The organism is Streptomyces sp. Tu 2975, assembly GCF_009832925.1.
Classification (GTDB): Bacteria; Actinomycetota; Actinomycetes; order Streptomycetales; family Streptomycetaceae; genus Streptomyces.
The window spans coordinates 7,194,412-7,219,227 of record NZ_CP047140.1 but is presented as its reverse complement, the minus strand read 5'-3'; the positions used below and the strand labels follow the sequence as shown (position 1 = coordinate 7,219,227).

General features: G+C 73.0%; 21 protein-coding genes and 2 pseudogenes. 15 read left to right on the top strand and 8 right to left on the bottom strand.

The features are described 5' to 3' along the window. Positions 1-2: 2 nt before the first annotated feature. Both GLX30_RS32420 and GLX30_RS32415 read right to left on the bottom strand, forming a co-directional pair. Positions 3-1,655, bottom strand: coding sequence for an NAD(P)/FAD-dependent oxidoreductase (locus GLX30_RS32420; protein WP_159694477.1), 1,653 nt, complete (start codon positions 1,653-1,655; stop codon positions 3-5). After that, positions 1,621-2,094, bottom strand: a complete 474-nt coding sequence (locus GLX30_RS32415; RefSeq protein ID WP_159694476.1) for an SRPBCC family protein — start codon at positions 2,092-2,094, stop codon at positions 1,621-1,623. Before GLX30_RS32415 ends, GLX30_RS32420 begins: the two co-directional genes overlap by 35 nt. A gap of 201 nt (positions 2,095-2,295) precedes the next feature. Here GLX30_RS32415 and GLX30_RS32410 point away from each other — a divergent pair, with 201 nt between their 5' ends. Continuing rightward, positions 2,296-3,201, top strand: coding sequence for a short-chain dehydrogenase/reductase (locus GLX30_RS32410; protein ID WP_159694475.1), 906 nt, complete (start codon positions 2,296-2,298; stop codon positions 3,199-3,201). A 565-nt stretch (positions 3,202-3,766) separates the two neighbouring features. After that, entirely contained in the window at positions 3,767-5,017 is a 1,251-nt protein-coding gene (locus GLX30_RS32405) for a hypothetical protein (RefSeq protein WP_244258364.1), read from the top strand. 286 nt (positions 5,018-5,303) lie between these two features. On the opposite strand, the gene GLX30_RS34505 is transcribed toward GLX30_RS32405, so the two are convergent. Next, a complete protein-coding gene (locus tag GLX30_RS34505; protein WP_167306889.1) occupies positions 5,304-5,471 on the bottom strand; it encodes a hypothetical protein in 168 nt (55 codons plus the stop codon). A 232-nt stretch (positions 5,472-5,703) separates the two neighbouring features. On the opposite strand from GLX30_RS34505, the gene GLX30_RS32400 reads away from it, so the two are divergent. The 3 genes from GLX30_RS32400 to GLX30_RS35635 all read left to right on the top strand — a co-directional run bounded on the left by GLX30_RS32400 (position 5,704) and on the right by GLX30_RS35635 (position 7,587). Then, entirely contained in the window at positions 5,704-6,468 is a 765-nt protein-coding gene (locus tag GLX30_RS32400; RefSeq protein ID WP_208545526.1) for a 2OG-Fe dioxygenase family protein, read from the top strand. Between the two features lie 79 nt (positions 6,469-6,547). After that, on the top strand, positions 6,548-6,988 hold the full coding sequence (locus GLX30_RS35640; RefSeq protein ID WP_244258363.1) for a hypothetical protein: 441 nt from the start codon (positions 6,548-6,550) through the stop codon (positions 6,986-6,988). A gap of 200 nt (positions 6,989-7,188) precedes the next feature. Next, positions 7,189-7,587 carry a hypothetical protein gene (locus GLX30_RS35635; protein ID WP_244258362.1) on the top strand — a complete coding sequence of 133 codons (399 nt, stop codon included), beginning with the start codon at positions 7,189-7,191 and terminating at the stop codon, positions 7,585-7,587. A 55-nt stretch (positions 7,588-7,642) separates the two neighbouring features. Here GLX30_RS35635 and GLX30_RS32390 read toward each other — a convergent pair whose 3' ends face one another. Then, positions 7,643-9,484: a thiamine pyrophosphate-requiring protein gene (locus GLX30_RS32390; RefSeq protein ID WP_159694474.1), complete on the bottom strand. Its 1,842-nt coding sequence runs from the start codon at positions 9,482-9,484 to the stop codon at positions 7,643-7,645. A 149-nt stretch (positions 9,485-9,633) separates the two neighbouring features. Between GLX30_RS32390 and GLX30_RS32385 the strand changes: the two genes are divergently transcribed. The 5 genes from GLX30_RS32385 (at position 9,634) to GLX30_RS32370 (ending at position 14,212) form a co-directional block, all read left to right on the top strand. Next, a complete protein-coding gene (locus GLX30_RS32385) occupies positions 9,634-10,242 on the top strand; it encodes a flavodoxin family protein (protein ID WP_159694473.1) in 609 nt (202 codons plus the stop codon). Positions 10,243-10,246: 4 nt separating this feature from the next. Beyond that, positions 10,247-11,506 (top strand): hypothetical protein, encoded by a 1,260-nt coding sequence (locus GLX30_RS35630; protein ID WP_244258361.1) that lies wholly within the window; start codon positions 10,247-10,249, stop codon positions 11,504-11,506. Further along, positions 11,500-12,573, top strand: a complete 1,074-nt coding sequence (locus GLX30_RS35625) for a hypothetical protein (RefSeq protein ID WP_244258360.1) — start codon at positions 11,500-11,502, stop codon at positions 12,571-12,573. The genes GLX30_RS35630 and GLX30_RS35625 overlap by 7 nt, the downstream gene beginning before the upstream one ends. Next, a complete protein-coding gene (locus GLX30_RS32375) occupies positions 12,555-13,706 on the top strand; it encodes an acetate/propionate family kinase (RefSeq protein WP_159694472.1) in 1,152 nt (383 codons plus the stop codon). The genes GLX30_RS35625 and GLX30_RS32375 overlap by 19 nt, the downstream gene beginning before the upstream one ends. Before the next feature lie 89 nt (positions 13,707-13,795). Continuing rightward, a complete protein-coding gene (locus GLX30_RS32370) occupies positions 13,796-14,212 on the top strand; it encodes a DUF2795 domain-containing protein (RefSeq protein WP_159694471.1) in 417 nt (138 codons plus the stop codon). 367 nt (positions 14,213-14,579) lie between these two features. On the opposite strand, the gene GLX30_RS32365 is transcribed toward GLX30_RS32370, so the two are convergent. Continuing rightward, complete coding sequence (locus GLX30_RS32365) at positions 14,580-15,476, bottom strand: hypothetical protein (RefSeq protein WP_159694470.1); 897 nt, start codon at positions 15,474-15,476, stop codon at positions 14,580-14,582. Between the two features lie 207 nt (positions 15,477-15,683). Next, a complete protein-coding gene (locus GLX30_RS32360; protein ID WP_159694469.1) occupies positions 15,684-16,841 on the bottom strand; it encodes a cellulose binding domain-containing protein in 1,158 nt (385 codons plus the stop codon). A 211-nt stretch (positions 16,842-17,052) separates the two neighbouring features. Between GLX30_RS32360 and GLX30_RS32355 the strand changes: the two genes are divergently transcribed. Continuing rightward, positions 17,053-17,589, top strand: coding sequence for a GNAT family N-acetyltransferase (locus tag GLX30_RS32355; protein WP_244258359.1), 537 nt, complete (start codon positions 17,053-17,055; stop codon positions 17,587-17,589). A gap of 80 nt (positions 17,590-17,669) precedes the next feature. Here GLX30_RS32355 and GLX30_RS32350 read toward each other — a convergent pair whose 3' ends face one another. Beyond that, positions 17,670-18,143: a VOC family protein gene (locus tag GLX30_RS32350; protein WP_159694468.1), complete on the bottom strand. Its 474-nt coding sequence runs from the start codon at positions 18,141-18,143 to the stop codon at positions 17,670-17,672. Positions 18,144-18,286: 143 nt separating this feature from the next. On the opposite strand from GLX30_RS32350, the pseudogene GLX30_RS32345 reads away from it, so the two are divergent. The 4 genes and pseudogenes from GLX30_RS32345 to GLX30_RS32330 all read left to right on the top strand — a co-directional run. Then, positions 18,287-20,697: pseudogene (locus GLX30_RS32345) on the top strand (SpoIIE family protein phosphatase); the annotation flags it as partial. Positions 20,698-20,855: 158 nt separating this feature from the next. Then, positions 20,856-21,841, top strand: a pseudogene (locus GLX30_RS32340) (LysR family transcriptional regulator). A gap of 66 nt (positions 21,842-21,907) precedes the next feature. Next, a complete protein-coding gene (locus GLX30_RS32335) occupies positions 21,908-23,281 on the top strand; it encodes a carbohydrate-binding protein (protein WP_159694467.1) in 1,374 nt (457 codons plus the stop codon). A gap of 93 nt (positions 23,282-23,374) precedes the next feature. After that, positions 23,375-23,641 carry a hypothetical protein gene (locus GLX30_RS32330; protein WP_244258358.1) on the top strand — a complete coding sequence of 89 codons (267 nt, stop codon included), beginning with the start codon at positions 23,375-23,377 and terminating at the stop codon, positions 23,639-23,641. Positions 23,642-23,674: 33 nt separating this feature from the next. Here GLX30_RS32330 and GLX30_RS32325 read toward each other — a convergent pair whose 3' ends face one another. After that, positions 23,675-24,772, bottom strand: a complete 1,098-nt coding sequence (locus GLX30_RS32325) for a hypothetical protein (protein WP_159694466.1) — start codon at positions 24,770-24,772, stop codon at positions 23,675-23,677. Positions 24,773-24,816: the final 44 nt, after the last annotated feature.

Here is a 24,816-nt window from a genome sequence, read left to right as displayed (position 1 = left end):
CCTCACCGCTCTCGCGTCTCCCGCCCGCCCGGTTCCGCCGGCTCTCCGCCACGGCCCCGGCGGGCGAGGACGCGCTGGGTCCGGCTCAGCAGCCGACCCGGGGACAGCTTCCGCAGCGCGGCCCGCGCCGCGTTCGCGCCCGGCGCCCCGTGCACACCTCCGCCGGGGTGCGCCGCCGCGGAGGCCAGGTAGAGGCCCTCGACGGGGGTCTCCGGACGGCCGGTGCCGGGCAGGGGGCGGAAGAACAACTCCTGGTGGAGTGCGGCGGTACCGCCGTTGATGGCGCCCCCCGCGAGGTTGGCGTCGAGGGCCTCGAGTGTCGGCGGGGCGAGGATGCGGCGCGCGATGATCCGGGCACGGAAGCCGGGTGCGTACCGCTCCACCTGCTCCTCCACCCGGTCGGCCATCGTTTCCTGTTCACTCGGGTCCCAGCGGCCCGTGAGACCGTCGTCGCCCGCGTCGCCCTTGGTGCGGTGGGGCACGTGCGTGTACGCCCATGTCGATTCGGTGCCTGCCGGGGAGCGGGTGGCGTCCGCGGTGGTCATCTGGCCGAACAGCAGGAACGGCCGGTCGGGCACCTGTCCCATGGCCAGTTGGGCGGCGAACCGGGTGAGCCCGTCGACGCCGTCGGCGAGATGGACGGTCCCGGCGCCGGCCGCCGCCTCCGCGGTCCACGGAACGGCGCCGTCGAGGGCCCAGTCGACCTTGAAGGTCGCGAAGTCCCATTGGAAACGGCGCAGCTCGCGCCGGAACCGGGACGGCAGGTGGCGTTCTTCGACCAACTCCCCGTACAGCGACGGCGCGGACACGTCCGCCAGCACGGCACGGCGCGCGGGCACCGTCTCGCCGTCCGCGGTCCGTACGGCCACCGCCCGGCCCTCGCGGACCACGACCTCGACGGCACGCCGGCCGCACCTGACGGCGCCGCCGCGGCGTTCCAGCCTGCGTACCAGTGCCTCGGTCAGCTTGCCCGCGCCGCCGACGGGCACGGGAAAGCCGTGGCTCTGGCCCAGCATCGACATCAGCCAGCCGTAGCCACCGCTGCCGGCTGCCTCCGGCGCCAGATCCGCGTGCAGCGCGTTGCCGGCGAGCAGCAGTCTGCCCGCCTCGCCGCCGAACTCCTCCTCCCCCAGGCGGCGTACGGGAAGCAGCAGGGTCCGCGCCAGCCGCAGTCCACCGCCGGCGCGCAGCGTGGCGGCCAGCCGCAGCGAGGGGATCACCGGCGGGAAGGGGGTGAACAGCAGGTCGACGATGTCCGGCCGCAGCCGCTCCCATACGTCGTACAGGTCGTGCCAGGCCGCACCGTCGCCGGGCGCGAAGGTCTCCAGGCCCGCCGCGGTGTCCTCCGCGCGGCGCTGAAGTACGGCGCACCGGCCGTCGGTCAGGGGGTGGGCCAGTACGTGGGGGGCGTGGCCCCAGCGCAACCCCTCCCGCTGCAGCCCGAGCCCGGAGATCACCGGGGAGGCGGCCGCCAGCGGATAGAACGAGCTGCACACGTCGCTGATGAAGTCGGGATGGACACCCCGGTCGCTGCGTACCGCGCCACCCGGTTCCGGTTGCGCCTCGAGGACCTCGACGCTCCAGCCGGCGTCCGCAAGAAGATTGGCCCCGACAAGGCCGTTAGGTCCTGCTCCGATCACCACTGCGTCCGGCATCGCGTTCTCCTGAGTTCTCGACGACGTCGGCCAGGCGGCTGAGCATGCGGCGGTGGCGCAGGACGAGGAACGCGTCCACGGCCGCGTTGTGGAAGGTGCCTCCGGGCCCCCTCAGCGGATGCTCGTCCAGGACGACCAGGGTGTCCTCGCCCCAGGGGCGGATGTCGATGGCGATCCGCGCTGTGCCGAGCCGACCGCTCTCCGCCTCGAGTTCGAGTGTCCGCGGCGGCTCGCAGTTCCGCACGATCGTTCTGCCGTGCATGGTCCATGGCCCGACGCGCACGGTGTACTCGAGAGCCGCCCCCACCTCCGGCCAGTCGCCGTACGCCGGCCGGCTGTCGGCGGTTCCGACGACCCAGTCGCTGTAACGGTCACGGTCGCTGAGTATCGACCACACGGTGGCGGGCGGCTTGCAGATCAGCTGGTGGTGCACGGCCATGGGTCCTCCAGCGGCTGGAAGGGACGTCGTCGACCAGCGAGTGCCCCTTCCCGGGTGATCTATGGCCCGTGGATCACCGGGGAGGCGCCGGCTTCCGCCTGATGGGCGAGGGCGGCGCGGCACCGGACCATGGACTCCCTCGAAAGGGGTATCCGGGACGGGTGACCGGGGAGGGAAGCCGACCGGGGAGGAGACCCGACCATGGCCGAACAGCTTCCCCTTCTCGGCCGCACGGCAGTGGTGACCGGCGCGGCCCGGGGCCTCGGAGCGGCCATGGCCAGGGCCCTCGCCCGGCGCGGCGCCCGGGTCGCCCTGCTCGGCCTGGAGGAACCGCTGCTAGCGAGTGTGGCGGCGAGCCTTCCCGGCGCTGCGCACTGGGCCGTCGACGTCACCGACGAACCGGCCATGACCCGCACCGCCGCCCTGGTGGAGGAGCATCTCGGTCCCGTGTCCGTGGTGGTCGCCAACGCCGGTGTGGCGGCGGGCGGGCCGTTCCTGGAGACCGACCCGGCGACCTGGCGGCGGATCGTGGAGGTCGACCTCCTCGGCACCTGTCTCACCGCACAGGTGCATCTCCCCGGCCTGCTGCGCACCCGGGGCTACTTCCTTCAGGTCGCCTCCCTCGCGGCGATCGCGCCCTCGCCGATGATGGCCGCCTACTGTGCGGCCAAGTCCGGTGCGGAGGCGTTCGCGTACTCGCTCCGGGCCGAGGTGGCCCACCGTGGCGTGGGGGTGGGGGTCGGCTACCTCAGCTGGGCGGACACCGAGATGATCCGCGCCGCGGACGAGCACCGGGTGATGCGGGAGCTGCGGGCGGCGCTGCCCTGGCCGGCGGGGAAGGTCTATCCGGTCGAGCCGGTGGCCGATCGTCTCGTACGTGGCATCGAGCGGCGCGCTCCCGCGGTGTACGCCCAGCCGTGGCTCCGTCCGGCGCGGGCGGCACGGGGCTGGCTGCCGGGACCCGTCACCCTGCGGGCCCGCCGCGTACTCCGACGTCTCCAGGGCGAGGCCGGGCTCGGACCGACCGGCCTGCTGGGCGCCGGCGGCACGGCGGCCGGAACGGCACCCGCGCCGCCCTGTTCCGGGAGCGGTGACGCGGCGGACTGAACGGCCTGGCTCCACGGGCGGATTCCGCCTGGTGGCCCACTGGTGGCGTTCCCGGATGGCGCAATATCACGTTATGCCCGTTAGATGTAACAAAGTGTGCGCGCTCAGGCGGCGCACGACGAACGACACGGTGTACGCCTACCCGGATGTTCCGCGAACGGAGCCCGCGCCATGAGCACCGACCCCAACACCCACTCCCCGTCCGACTACCAGGACGACCGCCCGCGGCCCCCGACGGCACCACGGGCGCCGGGTACGCCACCCCGGCGTTCCCGGCCCGCGCGGTCCCGCCGCTGCCGCCGATGCCTTCCCACCCGCCGGTCTTCCCTGCTGCCGCGGTTCCCCCGGCCCCCTCGACCCCGTCCATCCCGAGCCCGGAGCGCCGCTGCTCCCCGAGGAGCCGTCCCCCCTCCACGGGACAGGACCGGTCACGGGCACAGGTGCGAGCACGGTCACGGGTTCGGGTGGGCAGGAGAGGCCGAGGCCCGCCCCGGCGCCCGAGCCGGCCCCTGTACGCACCCCGGCCGGTAAGCCGCGGGCGCCCCAGGCCGACGCGGGTGCACCGGTGCCGTGGCCTGACACGGCCGAGCACCCGGCCCCGGCCGCCGACCAGGACGACAAGCGGGAGCCGATAGCCGCCCCGGTCGACAAGCCCGGGCCGGTGCGCAGCACCGTCTACGCCTGGAAGCCGGCGACGGCGGCCGCCAAGGACCCGGTCGCCGAGGATGCCGCCGCCAAGGACGTCGCCGACGTACCGACGCCTGTGCGCGACGCGATCAAGGACCCGAGCCCGCTCCGCATGGAGACGCCGCTCAAGGACCCCACCGCGGCCCCCGCGCCCGGGTCCGGCGGCGAAGAGCCTGCCGGCGTCACCGCCCGGACCTGCGCCGCCGATTCGCCGGAGGAGAAGGCGCCCAACGACAGCGAGCAGCCCATCCACACGCTGCTGTGGACGGCCGCCACCGAGCGTCCGGTGGCCGAGGTCGCCGCCCTGGTGAGCCGGCTGAAGCGGACCGGAGAGGTCGACAGCCCCGGTGACCTGGCCCTGCGCGCCGCGGCGGTCTCCCGCCCGCTCGAGGAGGTCAGGCAGTTGGTCGCCCTGCTCAACGAATACCCGCATCCCCTGCACGAGGCCGACACCACGCTGCGCGCTGCCGCCGTCGGCCGGCCCATCGAGGACGTCGTGCAGCTGGTGAACATGATCGGCACCGACGCCAGCGAATGGCGGTCGGCCGCGAACGAGGCCGCTGCGGACGACGATCCCTCCCCGCCTGTCGGCAAGGACGCCCCCCGGCAAGAACCCCCCGCCGCGCCGCAGGCTCCCGTCGCCCACCCCCTGCCGTCGAAGAAGACACCGTGGCCCATGGCGGCCCTGAACGGCGCCCTGGCCGCCGGCCCCGACGGCCACACCGTCTCGCCGGCCATGCGTTCGGGACTGCGCTGGCCCGCCGCCGCCGTTCTCTTCGCGTGCGGCATCATCCACCTGCCCACCGACGTGGCGGGCCTGCGCTCCGGCGGCTACGCCGAGACGCTGTCGATCGCCGTCACGCTCCTCTGCCTGGTCGTCGCCGTATGGCTCGCCGTGCGTGACACCGCGCTGGTCTGGGCGGCCGCCGCCGGCCTCGCGGTCGGCGTCGCCGCACTGCACGCGCTCGCGGGCGTCGGCACCTTGAACCTGCTGCAGAGCAGCCTGGGCGACTCGTTCGGCTGGGCGAGAGCGGCCGCGGTCCTGTGCGCCGGGGCGTGCGCCTTCCTCGCCGGGTCGGTACTGCTGCGACGCCGGCAGCCTGCCGCGGGCGCCACGCACAACGGCTGACGCCCACACCCTTCCCACGCCAGCCTTCCGCGACGCCGGCCCGGCCGACCCTGCGGAAGGCTCGCGGCGTTCCACCGCCCGAGCGGGACCAGTTACGGTCCGGGCCTCGCCGAGGTCGGGCCTGAGTTCGGGGGACACGCCGGACCCGGGGCCAAGGCCCAAGGGCGAGAGCCGGGCCGTGCCGGCATCGTCGACGCCACCGAAGGCCAGGAGCCACACCGATATCGGGCCGAGGGCCAAGGCCGCGTCCGCGGCCTCTGCCGTCGGTCCGTACGGGTCTCTGCCGTCAGTCCTTGGGACCGCGCCGGTCCTGGGCAGGCGTGTCCTCCGCCTGCGGTTCGGGCTCCTCTTCCCGTTCCCCCTCCGCCTGGGACGGCGTGCTGCGGGGGAAGTTCGCGCGGACCTCGTCCTCCGGCCGTTCGCCCTCCGCCTGGGAGGGTGTCTGCTCGCTCATGGCCCACTTCCTCGCCGTCGGAGCCGGATGCTCGTGCCTGTGCCGGACCCGGCGCCGGATCCGCCGGCCCGTACAGCTCGGCGGGTTCCCGGACGGACGGGTGCCAATCATGAGCCGCGGCGCCCGCGATCCCGCCACCCCCACCGTGCGGACGTGCGCCCGGTGCGGGGCAGCCCCATGATGGCTTGAGCCCGAGATCTCACCCCCACCGGAGAAAGGGCGGTGGCAGACCGTGGACACCGACACCGGTTTCCTCGACCCCGCGGACGAGAACGCGGCCAGGGCGCGGTCCGCCGAGGAGGCGGCCCGCAGCGCACTGGCCGGCACCGGCGCGTACCTCATGCCCCCGGCCGACGTGCTGACGTACGTGGGTGCGGACGCCTCGTCGTGGGCGCACTTCGCGGCCCACTGGCAGGACCTGACGGAGGACGAGTACGCGGCCCGGCGCGGCACCCGCAGACTGCGGCGCTACGGACACTTCTCCCTCTCGCCCGTGACCGGGGAACTGCGGCTGCTGCCACACACCGTGTTCGTCCAGCCCGACGACACCAATCCGCTCTACGAGTCGGTGGACCGCCATTTCGATCCGCTGACCGGCGCCTTCGTGGCCGATCCGGTGCTGCGCCGGATCCTCGGCCTGCTGGGCAGGTTGGCGGGCGCACTGGACGTGGCCACGTGGTGGAGTGTCAAGGTCCATCCCTTCCGGGTCATCGCCACGGCGGAGGGCGGAGGGGAACCGACACCGGAGGGCAGGCACCGGGACGGCGTCACCCTGGTGTCCTCGCTGCTCATCGGCCGCGACAACGCCACCGGGGGCGAAAGCACCGTCTACGGTCCCGAGGGCGACGAGGTCCTGTCGGCCACATTGCGCGAGCCGGCGACCCTGCTGGTCTCCGACGACCGAGCCACCCTGCACGGGGTGTCGCCCATCCGGCCGGGCGACACCGCCCGTCCGGCCCACCGCGACGTCCTGGTGACGACCCTCACGCCGGGCTGACCGGGCCTGTCCCTGTGGTGGCGGCGACGAGGTCGTCGACGACATCGGCCGGCCGTGAGCGGCGGCTGAACGACGCGCGTTGCCGCTGCGCGCCGCACCCGTGCTCGTCCAGCCGACGCAGGAACGCGGCGACCCGCTCGAGGTCGCCGTGCTCCTCCAGGCGCGGCCGTACGCGGTCGACCAGCCGCGCCGCCTGGACGGCGAACGGCAGCACGCGTTCGGTGAGCGCGTCGACGCCGCTGCCCGGCCAGCCGTCGCGGGCGGCCCGCCAGTAGGCGGCGCGCAGCAGTTCGCCGCAGGTGCGCGGCCCTTGTCGCCGCCCCGGACCCGCTCGGCACTGTCCACGACCAGCGCTCTGACGAGGGCCGTGAGCGCGGCGGTGTCCGCCACGTCCGACGGCACGTCCATGACCCGGATCTCCAGCGTCGGCACCCGGGGATTGGGCCGCACGTCCCAGAACGGGATGTTCGCGTCGAGCATCGCCTCCGACTCCTCCAGGGCCGCGGTCAGGCGTCGGTAGTGGGCGAGCGAATCGACGTACGGAGGGGCGCTGAGCGCGGGGAAGCGGCCGCGGACGACGGTCCGCCAGCTCGCGTAGCCGGTGTCACGGCCTTCGAAGAAGGGCGAGTTGGCGCTCATGGCGACCAGCAGGGGCAGCCAGGGACGCAGATGGTTCGCCGTCAGCACGGCCACCTCCCGGTCCGGCACCCGCACATGCACATGGACGGAGCAGACGGTGAAGTCGTCGAGCATGGTCCCGAACTGGCGCACCCCCGCGCGGTAGCGGGGGTGGTCGCCCAGGACGCGCGCTCCGGCGCCACCGACGACCGGCGTGCCGGTGGCGCACAGACCGAGCCCCTCCGCGGCGCAGGCCGCACCGGCCGCCTTCCGTACCGTCGCCAGGTGCCGGTGCAGTTCGCCGACGTCCTCGCACGGCGGGGTGCGCACCTCGAGCTGGCCCTCGTGGAACTCTCCCGACACCAGGTCGCCGACGGTGCGGCGGGCGCGGGCCACGACGCGGCTGCCCGCCGGTTCGACGGACCGGTCGTCGGTCCGGACGAGGAAGAACTCCTCCTCCGCTCCGATGGTGGTGGTCATCTCGCCAGAATCCTCCGGTGACGGCAGGTGCGCGAACACGAGGACCTCCAGGGCGCCGGCACCGGGTGAAGGGCCGTCACCTGTCGTCGTCGGCGCTGTCCTTCGTCGCGCCGGGCCGGTCCCCGCGGTGCCGGGTGCCGGGAAGGAACTCCTGCACCTTGGCCTTGAAGCCCTGCCGGATCATCGATCCGCGGTCGCTGTCACCCCGCAGGATCGCGGACGCGGCGGCCTCGATCTGGTCGAGCGAGGCGTGCGGCGGGATCGGCGGCACGGCCGGGTCCGTACGGAAGTCGATGACGAAGGGCCGGTCGGCGGCGAGGGCCTGCTGCCAGGCGGACTCGACGTGCTTGGGCTTCTCGACGCGTACACCCTGCAACCCCATCCGTTCCGCGATGTCGGCGTAGGGCAGGTCCGGGATGGACTGCGACTCCTCGAACTGCGGGGCGCCGGACATGGCCCGCATCTCCCAGGTGACCTGGTTGAGGTCACCGTTGTTCAGCACGGCGACGATCAACCGCGGGTCGGACCACTCGCGGTAGTACTTCGCCGCGGTGACCATCTCCATCATCCCGTTCATCTGCATCGCGCCGTCGCCGACCAGGGCGATCGCCGGGCGGTCCGGGTGGGCGAACTTGGCGCCGATGGCGTACGGGACGCCGGGACCCATGGTGGCGAGCGTCCCGGACAGCGAGCCGCGCATCCGGCCGCGGAGCCGCAGGTGGCGGGCGTACCAGTTCGCGGCGGAGCCGGAGTCCGCGGTGACGATCGCGTCGTCGGGGAGCAGCCCGTCCAGGGCGTGGACGACGTACTCCGGGTTGACCGGGTCGGCGTCGACGGCGGCCCTGCGCTGCATGACCTCCCACCAGCGGTCGACGCTCTGCTCGATCCCGTCGCGCCAGGCACGGCTCTCCTTGCGGTGCAGTCGTGGCAGCAGCCGCCGCAGCGTCTCGCGGGCATCACCGACGAGGTTCACCTCGAAGGGGTAACGCAGCCCGATCATGTGCGGGTCGATGTCGATCTGCACGGCCCTCGCCTGGTCGAGCTCGGGCATGAACTGGGTGTACGGGAAGCTGGATCCGATCATCAGCAGGGTGTCGCAGCCCTGCATCATCTCGTACGAGGGCCGGGTGCCGAGCAGGCCGATCGAGCCGGTGACGTAGGGCAGGTCGTCGGGGAGGACGTCCTTGCCGAGCAGAGCCTTGGCGACACCGGCGCCGAGGACGTCGGCCAGCCGTTCGACCTCGGCGCGGGCTCCACGGGCCCCCTGGCCGACGAGCACGGCCACCTTCTCGCCCGAGTTGAGGATCTCGGCGGCCCGCTCCACGTCCTCGTCGACAGGCACGGGCGCGTACCGCCCGATGCCCATGCTGGAGGGCACCATCTTGAAGGCGTGCTTCGGCGGGCTGTAGTCCAGTTCCTGGACGTCGGCGGGGATGATGACCGCTGTCACGGTGCGCCGGGCGTAGGCAGTGCGCATCGCCCGGTCGATGAGGTTGGGCAGCTGCTCCGGGACCATCGCGGTCTCGCAGAAGTCGGACGCGACGTCCTTGAAGAGGTTCTGCAGGTCGACCTCCTGCTGGTACGACCCGCCCATGGCACTGCGGTTGGTCTGCCCGACGAGCGCTACCACCGGAACGTGGTCGAGCTTCGCGTCGTAGAGCCCGTTGAGCAGATGGATCGCACCGGGTCCCGAGGTGGCGGCGCAGACGCCGACCTTCCCGGAGAACTTGGCGTAGCCGACGGCCTGGAACGCCGACATCTCCTCGTGGCGGGACTGCACGAACTTCGGCTTGTTGTCCGCGCGTCCCCAGGCGGCGAGGAGCCCGTTGATGCCGTCACCCGCGTAGGCGAAGACGTGGGTGACGTCCCATTCGCGCAGCCGCTCGAGGATGTGGTCGGACACTTTCGTACTGGCCATGTCGGTGTTCCGCTCCTCACTGTGCCGTGTGCGCCGCTGTCCCGGCCTGTTCCTGGGTAACCGTGCGGGCGCCGCCGGAAACCTCGCGCCCTCACCCGAACGGCTCGGCGCCCGGCGTGCCCCTGCGCTGACCGGGTACCGGTGTCTCCATGAAGGCACTGGTGATCAACTGCACGCTCAAGTCGTCCCCCGAACCTTCCAACACCCATGCGCTGGCGACGGTCGTCGCGGGCCAACTCGAGAAGTACGGGGCCGAGGTGGACTTCGTCCGGGCGGTGGACATGGACATCCGTCCGGGAGTGGTGAGTGAGGCCGCCGGCCCCGGCGACCAGTGGCCGCAGGTGCACGGGAAACTGATGGAGTCGGACATCCTCGTCGTGGCGTCGCCGACCTGGCTCGGGCGTCCCTCCTCCGTCGCCCAGCGTGTGCTCGAACGCATGGACGCGATGCTCTCCGAGACCGACGACGACGGCCGCCCCGTCGCGTACAACAAGGTCGCCGGGGTGGTGGTCACCGGCAACGAGGACGGCGCGCACCATGTGATCAGCGAGATCTCCGGCGCGCTGGCCGACATCGGCTACACGATTCCCGGCCAGGCGTGGACGTACTGGCACCTCGGACCGGGGCCGGGGCCCGACTACCTCGACGACGAGCGGGGGCGCGACTGGTCGCACAAGACCGGCCGCGCGATGGCGGCCAACCTCTTCGGCACCGCGAAGGCGCTGGCGGCGAATCCGCTGGGCGCCCCGCCGGAGTGAGCCCATGACACGGACCTACCGGCGGGCGGCGGACTACGTGTCCGCCGCACTGATCTTCCTGCGTGACAATGTGCTGCTGCGTGAGCCGCTGCGGCCCGAGCATCTGAAGCCGAGACTCCTCGGGCACTGGGGCTCCTGTCCCGGCATCACGATGGTGTACTCCGCGCTCAACACCCTGATCCGCGAGCGGGACGCCGACGTCCTCCTCGTCACGGGGCCGGGACACGGCGCACCCGCCAACCACGCCGGGCTCTGGCTCGAGGGCACGCACGAGCACTACGACCCGGCGCTGGCCAGGACCGAGGCGGGGCTGACCGAGCTGGCCCGGCGCTACTGCGCTCCCGACGGCTTCCCGAGCCACCTCTCCCCCGCGGTGCCCGGCACACTGCACGAGGGCGGCGAGCTGGGCTACGCCCTGTCCACCGCGTTCGGCGCCGCGTTCGACGCACCCGACCGGCTGGTGGCCTGCATCATCGGGGACGGCGAGGCGGAGACGGGCCCGACTGCCGGCGCCTGGCACTCGTCGAAGTTTCTCGACCCGGTCACCTGCGGCGCCGTACTGCCGGTGCTGCATCTCAACGGCTACAAGATCTCCTCGCCCACCGTGTTCGCGAGCATGTCCGACGACGAGTTGCTGTCGCTGTTCCGTGGTTACGGCTGGGAACCGCGCATCGTGGACGTGAGGGACGACCCGGACGGCGAACCGGTCGCCGCGGCGGTGCGCGCCGCGCACACCGGCATCCGGGACATCCAGGGCCGCGCACGGACGGGGCGGATCCTTGAGCGTCAGGCGTGGCCGATGATCGTACTGCGCAGCCTCAAGGGGCAGGGAGCGCCGGCCGAGGTCGGCGGGAAACGCATCGAGGGGACCTTCCACGCGCACCAGGTGCCGCTGGACGGTGTCCACGACGACCCGGAGCAGCTCGCCGCACTGGAGGCCTGGCTGCGGTCCTACGGCCCGGAGGAGCTGTTCGACGAGGAGGGCCGGCCGGTGGCGGAGGTGCTCGACGCCTGCCCGTCCGGCGATCGGCGCATCGGCATGCAGGCGGCGGGTGATGGGGGACGGCTGCGGCGGCCGCTCGACCTGCCGCCGCTCGAGCCGTACGCCGTCGACGTCCCGGACGGCCCCGGCTCGGCGAAGGCGAGCCCCAACGAGGTGCTGGCGGACTGGCTGACGGAGATCATGCGCAGGACCGCCGCGACCCGCGACTTCCGCATCATGTCCCCGACGAGCTGGCCTCCAACAAGCTGGACGGCGTGCTGAAGGCGACCGGCCGCGGATATGTGTGGCCCGTCGAGGAGTACGCCGAGGACCTCACCCCCGACGGCCGGGTGCTGGAGATCCTCTCGGAGCACAACTGCCAGGGCTGGCTCCAGGGTTATCTGCAGACCGGACGGCACGGGCTGTTCCCGACGTACGAGGCTTTCGCGTCGGTCGTCGACAGCATGCTCAACCAGTACGCGAAGTGGCTGAAGATGTCCCGCGAGGTGCCCTGGCGAACACCCGTCAGCAGCCTCAACTACCTGCTCACCAGCGAGGGCTGGCGGCAGGAGCACAACGGCTACAGCCACCAGGGGCCGGGCTTCATCAACAACCTGCTCACGAAGAAGAGCACCGTCACCGGTGTCCATCTGCCGCCCGACGCGAACACCCTGCTGGTCACCATGGAGCGGGTGCTCGCCGACACCGGCCGGATCAACCTGGTCGTCGCGGGCAAGCAGCCGGCGGCACAGTGGCTCACCCTCGACGAGGCACGCACGCACTGCGAGGCGGGCGCATCGGTCTGGCGGTGGGCGTCGACGGACGACGGGGAGGACCCCGAGCTCGTCCTGGCGTGCGCGGGCGGCATTCCCACCGTCGAGACCCTCGCCGCGGCCGAACTGCTGCGACGCGATCTGCCGCAGGCGCGCATCCGGGTCGTGAACATCGTCGACCTGTGCACGCTCGCGCCGCCTGACCGGCATCCGCACGGCATGACCGAGGCCGACTTCGACGCCCTGTTCGGCACGGAACTCCCCGTCGTCGTCGACTTCCACGGCTACCCCTCCGCCGTGCACCACCTGCTGCACGGCCGTCCCCACCCCGGCCGGTTCCATGTGCGCGGCTACATCGAGGAGGGCACCACGACCACTCCGTACGACCTGCTGGCGAGCAACGGCGTCTCCCGCCATGACCTGGCGATCACGGCACTGCGGCATCTGCGCGGCCGTCCGGCGGCCGCGGGTGATCTCGCCGCCCGCTACGCGCTCCGCAGGGACCGGCTCCGCGAGGAACTGCGGCGCACGGGGGTCGACCCCGCGGAGGTCACCGAATGGACGTGGGAACCATGACGGACTCCGGCACCACGACCGCTTCGAACCTGCTCGTCGTCGACGCCGGGTCCTCGAGCCTCCACCTGACCGTGGTCGACGGCGAAGGACGGGAAGTGGCCGCACGACACGAGACGGAAGCCCCGGGCAGCGGGACGCGGCAGGTGATCGAGGAGCTGCTGCGCCACGCCCCGCCGGTGGCCGCGACCGGCCACCGCCTCGTCCATGGCGGGCCGCGGCTGCTCGGCCCCACGCTCGTCGACGACGCGGTGCGGGCGGAGCTCGACCGGGCCGCGGAACTGGCGCCCCTTCACGTGCCGCCCGCTCTCACCGCCCTCGACGCGACACGGCGGCTGCTGCCGGACGCCGCGCACGTGGTGTGCTTCGACACCGCGTTCCACGCCGGGCTGCCCGAGCGCGCCCGCACCTACGGGCTGCCCCAGGAGTGGACGGACCGCCACGGGCTGCACAGATACGGCTTCCACGGCCTCTCCTACGCGTGGGCCCTCGACCGTGCCGCGGCCCTGTTGAACCGGCCCCCTCACGACCTCCACCTCGTGATCACGCACCTGGGCGGCGGCTGCTCGGCGTGCGCGGTGCGCGAGGGCCGCAGCGTCGACACCACCATGGGGTTCACCCCCCTCGAAGGCATGGTGATGAGCAGACGCAGCGGAAGCGTCGACCCCGGGCTGCTGCTGTGGCTCCAGACCTCGGCCGGAATGGCGCCCGAGGAGATCACGGAGACCCTGAACCGGGGATCCGGCCTGCTGGGCCTTTCCGGCACCTCCGGCGACACCCGGGACCTCGTACGGTCGGCTGCCGACGGCGACCGGCGGGCCGCGCTGGCCCTCGACGTGTTCGCCCTGGGCGTCCGGCGGGGCGTTGCCGCCTGCGCCGCGTCGCTGGACCGACTCGACGCTCTCGTCTTCACCGGCGAGATCGGCTGCGACCAGCCGGAGGTGCGCGAGGCGGTCTGCGCGGGTCTGGGCGTACTCGGCGTCACGGGCGGCCTGCGGCCGGAGAACGTGCGGGAGGACACCGTCGTCAGCCCGGCCGGTGCGACGGTCCCGGTGCTGGTCGTACCGACCGGCGAAGGGCAGCGGGTCGCGCTGGAGACCCGAACCCTGCTCACGCGTCACGCCGGTCAAAAGTAGTGCCCGTTCCGTGTCATTCCGCCCCTTGCGGGTAATCGTCCGGCGCGACTTGCACGGACGTACGGACGCACGAAGGAGGTGCTCCTGACATGGGGCACATCGAACGAGGCAGCAACCCCGTCAGCCCACGCAAGGACGACGAGATGAAGCACGAACTGGAGGGCTACCTCCGGTCCGGGCAGCACACCCACGTCGAGGAGGCCAACGACCCCGAGCCCGCCGCGGACGACGACGTCCGGGTCGGCACGTCAGGACCCGTCCCGCCGCCCGGTGAGGAACGCGACCGGGCACGCGCGGAGACCGAGGCCGAGTCCCTGCGGCTCGAACTGGCCCGCCACCTGGACCGCACGACGTTCCCGGCGGACCGCGCCGGGGTCCTGCGCGCCCTGGAGGAACACCACGCCCCGGACCCTGTCGTGGACCAGGCCCGCGGCCTGCCGGAGGACGGCACGTACCGCAACGCGGACGAGATCGTGAAGGCACTGGGGAGCGCGGGGGGCGCCTGACGTGTTTCCCCCGGGCGGGGCGTGACGGGGGGCGGGGCCGCTGCGCGGCGCGTGTCCCCCGACCCTCCTCCTACGGCCTGGCGGCCGGGGGGACCCACTTCCCTCTGTATCGGTGCCGGGTCCTACGCGTGCCACGTGGCTCCGCCCGGACCGGCACTGCGAGGGCTCGGGGTGTGTCCCGAAGCGCCTCGGACGCCGCCGGGGCCGGTTTCGCGAAGCGAACTCCAGCCCGCGCGGAGCTACGTGTCACGGTCGCCCGGACGTAGGGAAGATCGCGAGCACCGCGCGAAGCGTATACGGGGTCCAGGGCTCGCCCGGGACGGAAGGGGCAGGTCGGGAACGACTCGGCGCGGCGGCCACGCCACCGTCACGCCCCCTCCGCCAAGCGCTCCACCGCCGTCGCCGCCTTGTCCGCGCGGCGGCGCGCGTCCCGGGCCGTCCGGGACGTACGGGCGACTTGGTCACGTGTGTCCCGGAGCTCGCGTTCGGTGCGCCGCTGCCGTTCCCGGGCCTCTTCCAGCTCTTGGGCCAGCGTCGCCACCTGCTCGCTGATCCCGTCCAGCGCCGCCTGTGACCGCTCGAGCGCCGCCGTCGCCTCCTCGTGGGCCTGCTCGCGCTCGCCGGCCTGCCGCTCGGCCTCCTCCGCGTCCTGCCGGGCGCGATCCAGCTTCTCGCGGCGGCGGCGGGCCCCGGCGTCCTCCTCGGGCTCCGGCGAGGGTTCCGGTCGGGGTTCCGGCTCGCGACGGGCCGGTCGGGCGGGCCGCGCCGTCGCCCCTGCGCCCGCCTCCAGTCCGGTGAAGCCGACCGGCGCGTTCAGCGGTCGGTCGAGATGCCCGGCCGCCCACTGCCGTGCGGCCTCCGGATCGGCCAGCACCGCGTGGAGAGTGGCTTCGATCTCGTGGAACGCGGCCTCGCCGACGGCCTGTCCTTCCTCCGCAGCCAGTTGCCGCGCCTCCCGGGCCAGCGCCCCGACCAGGAGGTGCTGCTGTCTGCCGAGCTCGCGCAGTTGCTCGCCGTCGAGGTTCCTGTGGGCCTCACGCAGACCCTCGCCGAGGCTGATCAGCGGCCCGACCTTGTCCGGCTCTCTGCGTACGAGCATGTTTCCGGCCCAGGCGGACACGGTCGGCCTGCGCAGTGCCCGGATCCGTTCGGCCAGTTCGCGGTCCCCGGCCCGGCGGGCCTCGGCGGCTCGCTGGTTGCGGACCGCGGTGAATTCGTGGGGACGCAGCGCGTAGAGCTCGTCGAGGGTGCTTTCCAGGTCCACCGTGCTCCTTACGGTCCCCACCCCGCCGAACACCATGCCGTTTCCCAGGATCCCACTCGGTCCCGGCCGTGCCAGTCGGTTCGTGCGGGCCGTGGAGCACCGGTCCCCCGCCCCCTCGTGCGGGGGACCGGTGCGGCCGGTGTCACCCGGCCGTCCGAGCCGCGCCCACGCCAGTGCCGTCACGTGTGGACGGCAGTGCGGCGTCCGTCAGGGCGTGACGGTGCAGGCGGCCCCGTTCAGCGTGAACCGGTCCGGTTCCGCGAAGGCGCCGGTGTACGTCCCCTGGAAGCCGAACGACTGGGTGCCGCCCGCCTGGATGCGGCCGTTGAAGCCGGCGTCACGCGCGGTCACCGCGCCGCCGGACGCGGCCAGAGTGGCGTTCCAAGCGCTGGTGACGCTCTGACCGGCGGGCAGCGTGAAGCCCAGGTTCCAGCCGTCGACGGGAGCGGTGCCGGCGTTCCTGAGGGTCACCTCCGCGGTGAATCCGCCCGGCCACACGTTGGCGGCGTAGCCGACCTGGCAGCCGCCGGCCGGTTCACCGGGGGGCTCCTCGCCGGTGCCGCCGTCGTCGTCGCTGATCGTGGAGGAGAAGGAGTTCACCGACAGGCCGGCGCCGCCCTGCCAGGGCTCGAAGCCCGCCTGGATGCTCGTCATGTACCAGTTCGGCGCGGCCATGCCGCGGCTGACGGTCCGGTCGACGAAGTCCATGACGTCGAAGGACCAGCTGGGGATCGCGGTGGGAGCGACGAAGGAGATGACGTCGTTGCCGCCGTTGTTGCCGGTCCACACCTCCCAGGTGCGGCCGCCGACCGTCGCGGAACCGTTCCGGGAGCCGATGGGCTGGATCGGGCCCACCCGGTTGAACCAGATCATGATTTCGGTGCGGTTGACGCCGTCGGTCCTGGGCTGGGGGTCGAGCCAGATGTCGAACGAGGCGTTGTAGACCGCGTTGTCGACGTAGCCGTAGGAAATGCTGGTCGGTGCGGACCCGATCGTCGCGATCTGCTTGGGCAGCCGGGTGCCGGGCGAGCAGTTGGTGTAGTGGCACCCGTCGAAGATCGACGGGTAGGACTTCGGCGCCCCGTCGGTGGGCACGGAGCCGTCGGCGCGGGTGAGGGTGAAGCCTGTGCCGGTGGCGTTGACGCACTGGGTGGCACTGGTCCCCCAGCGGTTGTTCTGGACGACGTAGCGGTCCTGGATCGTGGTGCTGCCGTACTGTTCGCAGATCTCGACGTCGGCCTGGGGGGCGGCCCGGGTCGCGGTCCGGGCGTCGGCCTGGGCGGTGGGCGCCGCCGACAGCAGCGTGGCCGGCGCTGCGGCCGTGAGCAGGAGTGCGGTGGCGAAGGCGCGTAAACGGTGTCGCATGGTGTCCCTTCAGCAGGTGCGGGCATACCTTGGGAGCGCTCCCATCGCGCTGGACTGTAGGAGTGTTTCGAACTCCTGACAAGACACGCCGTTGCGATTGGTGCTGTGCGTTCAAGCCTTGACCCGGCGGCGCCGCTGATCGGCTCCCACCCTCCGTCGCCTCTTTCCGATGCCGCCACCGGCGCACCGCGCCCATGCCATGATCGGCTTCATGTCTTCCGTATCCGCCCCGGCGGACTGGCCCGCCGCGCTCGCCACAGAACGACTCGCCCTGCGCCCGGTCGAGCGGGCGGACGTGCCGGTGCTCACCCGCCTGTGGACGGACCCAGAGGTCCGTCGCCACCTCGGCGGACCGGTGGACGGCAACGTCGTACGCATCCGCGAGCGCAGGTGCGTCGGCGCCCCTGGCGTCTTCGCCGTGGTGCGGCGGTCGGACGAGGCGGTCGTCGGTCTCGTGTCCGTGACCGCCGGGGTCAGGGACGGCAGGACCGAGGTGTCGTACCAGCTCCTCCCCGAGCACTGGGGCCGCGGTTACGCCCGCGAGGCCGTCGCCGCCGTCGTCTCCTGGGCCCAGGAGGGCGTGCGGCCCGGGTCGCCCGGGGTCGTCGCGCTGACCCAGGAGGCCAACCGCCGGTCACGGCGGCTGCTGGAGAGGCTGGGCGCCACCCTGGTGGACAGCTTCGTCGAGTGGGACGAAGCGCAGGTGCTGTACGCGTTCCCGTCAGCCCCGGCGCGCCCCGGGCTCTGAGTGGCGGACCGCCGTCGTGCGGTCGGCGGCCGCGGCGGGCAGGGCCGCCGACCGGGCCGGCGGCCCGCCGCGCCTTTGGGTCATGCCTGGTCGGCGGCCGCGTACAGCGCGGCCACGTCGAGCTTCTTCATGCCGAGCATGGCCTTCATCGCCCGCTGCGCCCGTGCCTCGTCCTCGTCCTTGAGGAGTTCCTCGAGGGCGACGGGGACGACCTGCCAGGACAGGCCGTACTTGTCCTTCAGCCAGCCGCACGGGCCTTCCTGGCCGCCCTCGCCCAGCTTCTCCCAGTAGTGGTCGACCTCCTCCTGGTCCGCGCAGTTGATCAGCAGGGAGATCGCCTCGCTGAAGGTGAAGTCGGGGCCGCCGTTGATCGCGGTGTAGTCCTGGCCGTCAAGGGTGAAGTCGACGGTCAGCACGCTGCCGGCCGGCCGCGGGCCGGCCTCGCCGTAGTACAAGATGTGCTTGATCTCCGAATTCGGGAAGACGGAGACGTAGAACTCGGCTGCTTCCTGGCCCTGGGTGTCGAACCAGAGATTCGGGGTGATGCGGGGCATGGGGTGCTCCTGAGATCGTCCGCGGCGGAAGTTCCGCACTGTCCGTTCCGCACTGTGCCTTCGGTACTGTCTCTTTACCGACCGCCGCGCCGCCCGGAATTCATCGCTCGCGTCCCCATAGGACCGGGCGGAGGATAGGAGCGATGACAGGACCCGTGACCCTGATCAGTGAAAGCCCGGAGGACCCCTACTCGCACGGTCGAGCCGCCTCCGTGGTGCTGGACCGGCGCGGCCTGGTGATCGGCTGGAGCGAACGCGCCCGCACCCTGGTCGGCTGGTCGGCCGAGGAGGTGCTCGGCCGACCGGCGGTGGAGGTCCTGGTCGACCCCGACGACCACGCGGAAGTCCTCGAGGCCACCGCCGCCTGCGTCCGGCAGCGCGGCTGGTTCGGGACCGTGCCCGTCCGGACCCGCGAGGGCCGCAGGCTCGGCTTCGGGATCCGGGCCCGCCAGGTGATCCGGGCGGAGGGCCGCCGGGAGTGGTATCTGGTGGCCGCGCCGGCGGAGGAGGTGGTGCAGTGGGAGATCGACCGGTCCGTGATGGACGGGCTGTTCCTCAGGTCGCCGATCGGTCTGGCCGTGCACGACACGGATCTGAACATCCTGCGGATCAACCGGGCCATCGCACGCATCGGCGGCGTCACCACCGAGGAGGCGCGCGGTCACCGGATCGGTGACTTCCTCGTGGAGGCGGACGCCCGGATGGTGGACGCCGGGCTGCGGAAGGTGCTGGAGACCGGCACCCCAATGATCTTCACCGAGCAACCGTGCCGCATGGCGGCGATGCCCGGCAAGGAGCGGTACGTCTCCGTGTCCGCGTTCCGCGTGGAGGACGCGGCCGGCAGGGTGCTGGGCGTGACGGACCTGGTCGAGGACGTCACCGACCGCCACCGGGCGCGTCGCCGGCTTGCTCTGCTCACCGAGACCGGCGCCAGCGTCGGCACCACCCTGGACGTGGGGACGACCGCGCAGGAGCTCGTCCGGGCAGCGGTTCCCGAGTTGGCCGACTGTGTGTCGGTCGACCTTCTCGAGTCGGTCAGCCGCGGTGAGGAACCCGTCGCGGACGGAGGCGGCGGGCCGCTGCGCAGGACCGCGTGCCTGACCGTCACCCCGGAGACGGAGCGGCTGCTGTTCCGGGTGGGGACGGTCAATTCGTTCCCCGAGGGCACACCTCAGGCCAGGTGCCTGTCCACCGGGCTGCCTGTGCTCGAGCCCTCCATCGACGTGGCGGAGAACGCCAGGGCTCTGGGGCAGAGTGAGGTGCCGCCGGGCACGATGCACTCGTTGATGGTGGTGCCGCTGAAGGCCCGCGGGCTCGTCCTCGGTTTCGTCAGTCTGTGGCGTTCGCAGCTCCCGGAGCCGTTCGAGGAGGACGACCTCACCCTGGCGAGCGAACTGGCCGCCCGGGCCGCGCTCTCCCTCGACAACGCCCGCCGTTTCACCCAGCAGCACCGTGCCGCGCTGGCGCTGCAACGCCGCCTGCTGCCGCGTGAGCTGCCCGTCCATCCGGCGGTCGTCGTGGCCCACCGCTACATGCCCGCGGGGGCGCGACGGGGGTCGGCGGCGACTGGTTCGACGTCATCCCGCTGTCCGGTGCCCGGGTCGCCCTCGTCGTGGGCGACGTCGTCGGGCACGGCATCAACGCCGCGGCCACCATGGGCCGCCTGCGTACGGCCGTGCACACCCTGGCCGACCTCGATCTCGACCCCGACGAGGTGCTCTCCCATCTGGACGACCTGGTGAACAGGCTGGCCGGGGAGCAGGAACAGGACATCGAGGGTGCGCCGGGCGAGCAGGTGGTCGGCGCGACCTGTCTGTACGCCGTCTACGACCCGGTGAGCCGGCGCTGCTCGATCGCCCGTGCCGGCCATCCGCCGCCGGTGGTGGTGACGCCGGAGGGAGAAGCCGCCGTCACAGAGCTGCCGGCCGGTCCTCCGCTCGGACTGGGCGGGCTCCCGTTCGAGTCGGCCGAACTGACGCTGCCGGAGAACAGCGTGCTCGCCCTGTACACGAACGGGCTGGTGGAGGGCGCCTACCAGGACGTGGATGCCGGGCTGGCCGAGTTGTGCGCGGTCATGGCCGGTGCGCGAAGGCCGGTGGAGGACATGGCGCAGGCGGTGGTCGACCGGATGCTGCCGGCGCGGCCCACCGACGACGTCGCGCTGCTGCTGGCCAGGACGCTCACCCTGGCGCCGGAGTCGGTGGCCACCTGGGAGCTCCCGGCGGAGCCGACGGCGCCCGCCCGGGCCCGCCGGCTCACCGCGGACCAACTGGCGGCGTGGGGACTCGAGGCCATGGCCTTCGCCACGGAGCTGATCGTCAGCGAACTGGTCACCAACGCCTACCGCTACGCGCGCGGCGGGCCTCTGACGCTGCGGCTCATCCACCACCAGCGGCTGATCTGCGAGGTCTCCGACACGAGCAGCACGTCGCCGCATCTGCGGCGGGCCCGGAGCACCGACGAGGGAGGCCGGGGGCTGCTCCTCGTGGCGCAGCTCACGGCGCGCTGGGGCACCCGGCACTCGCGGGACGGCAAGACGGTCTGGACGGAACAGAACTTCCCCCGCGACCCGGCGGGGCGGACGGCGGCATGCCCGGGTAGCGGCCCGTACGCCCGCGGACCGGCCGGGGCAGGGCGCCGGCTGAGCCCGACCGCCGCTCTGGTCCGGACCAGCTTATTGCCGCGGCGACGCCCCACGGCCAAGCTGCAGGCATGGAACTGGAGTTGCGGCACCTCAGGACGATCCGGGCCATCGCCGACGCCGGCAGTCTCACCAAGGCGGCCACCGCGCTCGGCCTCGCCCAGCCCGCGCTCAGCGCGCAGCTGAGGAGGATCGAGCGTTCGCTCGGGGGACCCTGTTCGAGCGCGGCCGGACCGGTGTGCGCGCCACGGCTCTCGGTGAACTGGTCCTGGACCGTGCGCGTGTCGTGCTGCCCGCCGTGCACGAACTCCAGCAGGAAGCCGTGCGGTTCGCGCGCGGCGGAGCGCCGTACGGTCCGCGGACGCCGCTGCGGCTCGGGGGCACGCACGGGCCGCTGCTCGGAGGGCTCGTCGACCGGCTCGCCTCCGCGGACCCGGGCGTCACGGTGGTCACCCATACCTCGTGGTCGGAGCGTGAGATCGCCGCGTCGGCCGCCGAGGGCCGGCTGGACTACGCGCTCATCGGCGCGTGCGGGGAGAGCTCACCGCCCGGGTCGGGGAGCCTCGCCTGGACGGAGGTCGCCCGCGACCCGGTGTTCGTGATGCTCTCCACGGACCATCCGCTGGCGGCCCGGCCCGGGATCGAGCTGGCGGAACTGGCCCGGGAGGCATGGACGGACGTGCCGGGCGACGGATGTTTCGCCGACTGCTTCGCCGCCGCCTGTGTCCGGGCCGGTTTCACACCGGCGTGCGTGTACGAGACGGACACCGCCTCCTGTGTCCATCTGGTCCAGGTGGGGCGGGCGGTGGGCCTGTGCCGGGCCACCTTCCCCGACACGCCCGGCATGGTGACACGACCGCTCGTCGGCACGCCCCTCGTGTGGCGCCACCTCCTCGGCCGGCACCCCGAGGCGCCCGCGGCGGCGCGGGCACCCGAAGTCGTCGCTCACGTGCGGGCCGCGCACCGTGACGCGGTGGCCCGCAGCTCCAGTTACACGCGGTGGCTGGCGGCCAGGGGCGCCGTCCTCCATAACGCCGTGGAGGGGGCCGGCTGGTAGCTGCCGCACGGGGGTTCTCGTTCCCTACGGTTTCGGCACACCTCCCACGAGACCGAGGGGACTTCCATGCTCCACAGACACGCCAAGGCAGCGTGTGTCGGTGCCGCCGCCGCGGCCGCGCTCGTCCTGACCTCCCTGCAGGGCGCCGCGTCCGCGCAGCAGGCCGGCACGGCACCCGGCGCCACCGCACGCACCGCGGCGGACACGCTCGCGGTCTCCGCCGCGCAGCCGGAACTGCTCCGCGCCATGCAGCGTGACCTCGGGCTCACCCGTGCCCAGGCCGAGCGGCGATTGGAGAACGAGGCCGAGGCGGGCGCCACCGCCGCCGTGCTCCGGCAGCGGCTGGGGGCCGCGTTCGCCGGCGCCTGGGTCGAGGGGGCCGACTCCGGCACCCTGACCGTGGCCACCACCCGGGCCGCTGACGCGGCCGCCATCAGGGAAGGCGGCGCCGAGGCACGGGTCGTGCCCCACACTCTGGCCGAACTCGACCGCACGAAGGCTGCCTTGGACCGGGCCGCGGCGCGCGACTCCTCGACGGACGTGCCCGTCTGGTACGTCGACGTCCGGGCCAACGCCGTGGTGGTCCTGGCCGTGGAGAAGTCCAAGGCGCAGACCCTGATCGGGGCGAGCGGCGCCGAGCGGGACCGGATACGGGTCGTCCCGACCCTGGAACAGCCGCGTCCGCTGTACGACATCCGCGGCGGCGACGCGTACTACATGGGCGGGGGCGGCCGTTGCTCCGTCGGCTTCTCCGTCACCCGGGGCACCACTCAGGGATTCGCCACGGCGGGCCACTGCGGCCGGGCCGGCACCGCCACCAGCGGCTACAACCAGGTGGCCCAAGGGACCTTCCAGGCCTCGACGTTCCCGGGCCGGGACACGGCGTGGGTGGCGGCGAACAGCAACTGGACCTCGACGCCCTACGTCAAGGGGCAGGGCGGGCAGAACATCCAGGTGACCGGTTCGGTGCAGCAACCGGTCGGCGCGTCGATCTGCCGCTCCGGCTCCACCACGGGCTGGCACTGCGGCACGATCTCGCAGCACAACACCAGCGTCACGTATCCGGAGGGGACCATCACGGGCGTCACGCGGACGACGGTGTGCGCCGAGCCCGGTGACTCCGGGGGCTCGTACATCTCCGGAAGCCAGGCACAGGGCGTCACCTCAGGCGGTTCCGGTGACTGCCGCAGCGGAGGCACCACGTTCCACCAGCCGATCAACCCGCTGCTGCAGGGATACGGGCTGACGTTGAGGACCACCACGGACCCGGGTGAGCCCGGTGAGCCGGGCGAGCCGGGCGGAACCTGGGCGGCGGGCACCGTCTACCAGGCCGGCGCGCAGGTCACCTACGGCGGGGCGACCTACCGCTGCCTCCAGGGCCATCAGGCCCAGGCCGGCTGGGAACCCTCGAACGTCCCGGCGCTCTGGCAGCGCCTGTGACCGGCTGACCGACCGGCCTCCCGAGGGAGCGCGTGCCGTGGCTGCGGGGCCACGGCACGCGCTCCGCGGTTTGCGGTGTACGGGACCCTTGCCGTGCCGTGTCCGGCACGCTCCACCGTCGATCACCTCGACGCGCTCAACAAGTCGTGGGTGCACCTGGCGATGACCGCGCCCCAGGGCAACGGCGGGGCGTGCTACGGCGACTCCGGCGGCCCGAACTTCGCCACGCTGAAGGGCGAGCGGACCCTCGTGTCGACGACCAGCTCGGGCGACTCCCCCTGCTACGCCACCAATGTGACGTACCGTCCGGACGCCCGCGGCGCCGGACGTTCCTGTCCCCGTTCCACCAAGCTGCCCTGACTCATCCCTGACGGGCGACGTCGCGGACGGCGGTCACCAGTCGCCGTCCGCGACCGGCTTTCCCGGTGCCGGGGCGTCGCCGAGGGGAAGGACCTGTCCGGGGGCCGGCGGCTGCCAGGAATCGTGGTCGTCACCGAGCCAGTCGCCGACCGGCTGCACACCGCTGAGGGCGTCCGCCGGCGCGAGGTCGGCCGCGCTCTCGTCGTAGTACTCGTACCAGGGCAGTCCCGCACGCGTATAGGCCGCGCGGTCGACGGGGGACGGGGGCGGCTCCTCGCCGGTGATGCGGCGCCACTCGGGCGGCGTCACCAGGTGGACGAACACCCGGCCGGAGGGCTCGTCCGCCCAGTCGGACAGGCGCCGGTCGTCGCGGTAGACCTCCTGCCGCATGGAGCCGCCCACACCGAGGCCCATCGCGGCGGAGCGTGCCCGGGGCGGGCCGCCGGGAGCGGCGGGCGCGGCCTGCGGGGCCGCCGCGGAGGCGGGGGCCGCGGGCGGGGGCATCGGCGCTCCGTAAGCAGGCGCACCGCCGGGCGGCGCCGCCGCCGGGTACATCGGGGTGGCGCGTGCGGCCCGTTCGGCGCGGACCCGCTCCTCCTCGCGCCAGGCCGCCAGTGCCGCGTCGGACAGCCCGAACGCCTGGAGTTGCACGCCGCCCCAGGTCTCCTCGCCGGTGACCTGTCCCTCCACCGTGGCGCCCAGGCCGAGCGGGACGGCGACGAACTGACGCACCGTGCCCTTGCCCGAGTTGATGCCGTCCAGCCACGGCTGGCGGGGCAGCACCACGTAGTTCTGCGGCTTCCGGGTGAGGGTGCCGCGCCACGGCTTGCCGGAGACGGCGCACACCTTGCCGACGCCGACCTGGAGGGCGGCGGGCTCGCTGCTGCCCGCGAAGCTGAGCCACATCGCCTCGCGGAGATACACCGGCAGCATCACGCCGCCGCGCTCGCGCATCTGCGGCGGCACGGTGCCGAGATGGTCCTCGACCCGCCGTACGGGAAACTCACCCAGCCCGGGCGGCAGTTGATGCGTCCCCGATTCGGGCAGGCGGAGCGTCCTGATGAACCGGACCCGTACTCCCCCGCCCAGCAGCAGACTGTTTCCGTCGACGCGTACGGCGCTCGCGGCCACGACGAACTCCCCTCTTCCCGGCGTGTGCTCTGCGGGTAACACGA

Excerpts from the sequence above, each read along its gene's own strand:
- GLX30_RS32360 (WP_159694469.1), bottom strand. The coding sequence starts at position 16,841 with ATGCGACACCGTTTACGCGCCTTCGCCACCGCACTCCTGCTCACGGCC.
- GLX30_RS32375 (WP_159694472.1), top strand. The coding sequence starts at position 12,555 with ATGGACGTGGGAACCATGACGGACTCCGGCACCACGACCGCTTCGAAC.
- GLX30_RS32410 (WP_159694475.1), top strand. The coding sequence starts at position 2,296 with ATGGCCGAACAGCTTCCCCTTCTCGGCCGCACGGCAGTGGTGACCGGC.
- GLX30_RS32355 (WP_244258359.1), top strand. The coding sequence starts at position 17,053 with ATGTCTTCCGTATCCGCCCCGGCGGACTGGCCCGCCGCGCTCGCCACA.
- GLX30_RS32390 (WP_159694474.1), bottom strand. The coding sequence starts at position 9,484 with ATGGCCAGTACGAAAGTGTCCGACCACATCCTCGAGCGGCTGCGCGAA.
- GLX30_RS32335 (WP_159694467.1), top strand. The coding sequence starts at position 21,908 with ATGCTCCACAGACACGCCAAGGCAGCGTGTGTCGGTGCCGCCGCCGCG.
- GLX30_RS35635 (WP_244258362.1), top strand. The coding sequence starts at position 7,189 with ATGGACGGAGCAGACGGTGAAGTCGTCGAGCATGGTCCCGAACTGGCG.
- GLX30_RS32350 (WP_159694468.1), bottom strand. The coding sequence starts at position 18,143 with ATGCCCCGCATCACCCCGAATCTCTGGTTCGACACCCAGGGCCAGGAA.
- GLX30_RS34505 (WP_167306889.1), bottom strand. The coding sequence starts at position 5,471 with ATGAGCGAGCAGACACCCTCCCAGGCGGAGGGCGAACGGCCGGAGGAC.
- GLX30_RS35630 (WP_244258361.1), top strand. The coding sequence starts at position 10,247 with ATGACACGGACCTACCGGCGGGCGGCGGACTACGTGTCCGCCGCACTG.
- GLX30_RS32370 (WP_159694471.1), top strand. The coding sequence starts at position 13,796 with ATGGGGCACATCGAACGAGGCAGCAACCCCGTCAGCCCACGCAAGGAC.
- GLX30_RS32385 (WP_159694473.1), top strand. The coding sequence starts at position 9,634 with ATGAAGGCACTGGTGATCAACTGCACGCTCAAGTCGTCCCCCGAACCT.
- GLX30_RS32420 (WP_159694477.1), bottom strand. The coding sequence starts at position 1,655 with ATGCCGGACGCAGTGGTGATCGGAGCAGGACCTAACGGCCTTGTCGGG.
- GLX30_RS32415 (WP_159694476.1), bottom strand. The coding sequence starts at position 2,094 with ATGGCCGTGCACCACCAGCTGATCTGCAAGCCGCCCGCCACCGTGTGG.